This window comes from Streptomyces sp. NPDC057099 (genome assembly GCF_042671245.1).
GTDB classification, from domain to species: Bacteria; Actinomycetota; Actinomycetes; order Streptomycetales; family Streptomycetaceae; genus Streptomyces; species Streptomyces purpurascens.
In genome coordinates this window covers 1-3,122 of the sequence record NZ_JBHUTX010000109.1, presented here as the reverse complement: position 1 = coordinate 3,122, position 3,122 = coordinate 1, and the positions used below count along the sequence as shown (strand labels likewise).

At 72.3% G+C, this 3,122-nt stretch carries 4 protein-coding genes; all 4 read left to right on the top strand.

Translation table 11 applies throughout. The annotated features are described in order from the left end of the window. Positions 1-173 precede the first annotated feature (173 nt). The 4 genes from ruvC to yajC all read left to right on the top strand — a co-directional run bounded on the left by ruvC (position 174) and on the right by yajC (position 3,101). Complete coding sequence (ruvC, locus tag ACFT4A_RS42325) at positions 174-704, top strand: crossover junction endodeoxyribonuclease RuvC (protein ID WP_382842020.1); 531 nt, start codon at positions 174-176, stop codon at positions 702-704. Beyond that, the gene (gene ruvA, locus ACFT4A_RS42320) at positions 701-1,306 is read left to right on the top strand and encodes a Holliday junction branch migration protein RuvA (protein ID WP_328337438.1); all 606 of its coding nucleotides are present in this window, start codon (positions 701-703) and stop codon (positions 1,304-1,306) included. Before ruvC ends, ruvA begins: the two co-directional genes overlap by 4 nt. 23 nt (positions 1,307-1,329) lie before the next feature. Then, positions 1,330-2,400 (top strand): Holliday junction branch migration DNA helicase RuvB, encoded by a 1,071-nt coding sequence (ruvB, locus tag ACFT4A_RS42315; RefSeq protein WP_382842017.1) that lies wholly within the window; start codon positions 1,330-1,332, stop codon positions 2,398-2,400. A gap of 185 nt (positions 2,401-2,585) precedes the next feature. Then, complete coding sequence (yajC, locus tag ACFT4A_RS42310; RefSeq protein ID WP_382842015.1) at positions 2,586-3,101, top strand: preprotein translocase subunit YajC; 516 nt, start codon at positions 2,586-2,588, stop codon at positions 3,099-3,101. Positions 3,102-3,122: the final 21 nt, after the last annotated feature.

The following is a 3,122-nucleotide window of genomic DNA, read 5'->3' as shown; positions in this document are numbered from 1 at the left end:
GCCGGTGGGACACGTCCCACCGGCCCGCCGCTGCTGTCAGTGCCAGCGGATAGCCTGGCGGCAGTCAAAGATCACCGTCCACGGACCGCAACCATCGATTGAGGAACCCCGACGGTGCTCAGCCAGGTCCGCGAGAGCGGCGGCGGTTTAGCCGCAAAGAGGGGAGGGCGCGCGTGCGCGTGCTGGGGGTGGACCCGGGACTGACCCGGTGCGGTGTCGGCGTGGTCGAGGGCGTCGCCGGACGGCCGCTCACGATGATCGGCGTCGGCGTCGTCCGGACACCGGCGGACGCCGACCTCGGCCACCGCCTCGTCGCCATCGAGCAGGGCATCGAACAGTGGCTGGACGAGCACCGGCCGGAGTGCGTCGCCGTGGAGCGCGTCTTCAGCCAGCACAACGTCCGTACGGTGATGGGCACCGCCCAGGCCAGCGCCGTCGCCATCCTGTGCGCCTCCCGTCGCGGGCTCCCCGTGGCGCTGCACACCCCGAGCGAGGTCAAGGCCGCCGTCACCGGCAGCGGCCGGGCCGACAAGGCCCAGGTGGGCGCGATGGTGACCCGCCTGCTCCGGCTCAGCGCACCGCCCAGGCCCGCCGACGCGGCCGACGCCCTCGCCCTCGCCATCTGCCACATCTGGCGCGCCCCCGCGCAGAACCGACTCCAGCAGGCCGTCGCCCTGCACGCATCGAAAGGCCGTACGGCATGATCGCCTTCGTCAGCGGCACGGTCGCCGCGCTCGCCCCCGATGCCGCGGTCGTCGAGGTGGGCGGCGTCGGCATGGCCGTGCAGTGCACGCCGAACACCCTGTCCACGCTCCGTATCGGCCGGCCCGCCAAGCTGCACACCTCCCTGGTCGTCCGGGAGGACTCACTGACCCTGTACGGCTTCGCGGACGACGACGAGCGGCAGACCTTCGAGCTGCTCCAGACGGCGAGCGGCGTGGGACCGAGACTCGCCCAGGCGATGCTGGCCGTACACACCCCGGACGCCCTGCGCCGGGCGGTCGCCACCGCCGACGAGAAGGCGCTCACCGCCGTTCCCGGCATCGGCAAGAAGGGCGCCCAGAAGCTGCTCCTGGAACTGAAGGACCGGCTCGGTGAGCCGCTCGGCGCCCCGGCCGTCGGCGCGCCCGTCAGCACCGGCTGGCGCGACCAGCTGCACGCGGCCCTGATCGGCCTCGGCTACGCGACCCGGGAGGCCGACGAGGCCGTGACCGCCGTGGCTCCGCAGGCCGAGGCCGCCGAGGGCGCTCCGCAGGTCGGCCAGTTGCTGAAGGCCGCCCTCCAGACCCTGAACCGCGCCCGCTGAACCCCCACACACCGAGGCACACCATGAACTGGGACGACACGACCGACGCCCCCGCGGCGGAGCGGCTCGTCGGCGCGGCGGCCGACGGCGAGGACCAGGCCGTCGAGGCCGCCCTGCGCCCCAAGGACCTGGACGAGTTCATCGGCCAGGAGAAGGTCCGCGAGCAGCTCGACCTCGTCCTGCGCGCCGCACGCGCGCGGGGCGCCACCGCCGACCACGTGCTGCTCTCCGGCGCCCCCGGCCTCGGCAAGACCACCCTGTCGATGATCATCGCGGCCGAGATGGGCGCCCCCATCCGCATCACGTCGGGCCCCGCCATCCAGCACGCCGGCGACCTCGCGGCGATCCTCTCCTCCCTCCAGGAGGGTGAGGTCCTCTTCCTCGACGAGATCCACCGCATGTCCCGGCCCGCCGAGGAGATGCTGTACATGGCGATGGAGGACTTCCGCGTCGACGTCATCGTCGGCAAGGGCCCGGGCGCCACCGCCATCCCGCTGGAGCTGCCCCCGTTCACCCTGGTCGGCGCCACCACGCGCGCGGGACTGCTGCCGCCCCCGCTGCGCGACCGCTTCGGCTTCACCGCCCACATGGAGTTCTACGAACCGGCCGAACTGGAGCGGGTCATCCACCGCTCGGCGAGCCTCCTCGAGGTCGAGACCGAGCCGGAGGGCGCCGCCGAGATCGCCGGCCGCTCCCGCGGCACCCCCCGCATCGCCAACCGCCTGCTGCGCCGCGTCCGGGACTACGCCCAGGTCAAGGCGGACGGACTGATCACCAAGGAGATCGCGGCGGCCGCCCTCGCCGTCTACGAGGTGGACGAGCGCGGCCTCGACCGCCTCGACCGGGGCGTCCTGGAAGCCCTGCTCAAGCTGTTCGGCGGCGGCCCCGTCGGTCTGTCCACGCTCGCGGTCGCGGTGGGGGAGGAGCGTGAGACCGTGGAGGAGGTGGCCGAGCCCTTCCTGGTAAGGGAAGGACTGCTGGCCCGCACCCCGCGCGGCAGGGTCGCCACCCCCGCCGCATGGGCGCATCTCGGCCTGACCCCGCCCGGGTCCCGGACCACCGGAAACGGACAACAGGACCTGTTCGGGGCGTGACGACGCCGTCACCGCTCCGGGTCGGCGAGGCCAGTGGCCGGAGCAGGAACCCCGGTGCCATGCTGAGCGTTGTTCCATGCGCGCGGACTCGCTTAGACTCCGCCGATGCCGCCTTTGTCGGCGGCGTACATACCCCCAACCATCTGGCCGCTCACATCGCGGTCGTGTGAAGGAAGTACCGACCCGTGAGTCTCCTGACCCTCCTCCCGTTCATTGTGCTCATCGGGGCCATGTTCCTCATGACCCGGTCGGCCAAGAAGAAGCAGCAGCAGGCCGTGGACATGCGGAACCAAATGCAGCCCGGCAGCGGTGTCCGCACCATCGGGGGCGTGTACGCCACGGTCAAGGAGGTGCACGAGGACACCGTCCTCGTCGACGCCGGTCCGGGTGTCGAGCTCCTCTTCGCCAAGAACGCCATCGGTGCCGTCCTCACCGACGACGAGTACAACCGCATCGTTCACGGCGTCGAGCACGACCTGAAGTCCGACGCCGACATCGTCCCGGACGACGCTTCCTCCCTCACCGAGACCGACGACTCCGCCGCCGACTCCGGCGCTGACGACAAGGCCGTCGACCTCGGCAAGAAGGACGCGGCCGACGAGCCGGCCGGTGACGACGCCCCGGCCGATGACACCCCGGCCGCCGAGGCGAAGACGGACGCAGAGCCGAAGAAGACCGACGGCGGCTCCGAGGCGAAGTAGTCGTGTCCCGGGATGCGCGGC

Coding starts and splice junctions, on each gene's coding strand:
- ruvA (WP_328337438.1), top strand. CDS start 701: ATGATCGCCTTCGTCAGCGGCACGGTCGCCGCGCTCGCCCCCGATGCC.
- ruvB (WP_382842017.1), top strand. CDS start 1,330: ATGAACTGGGACGACACGACCGACGCCCCCGCGGCGGAGCGGCTCGTC.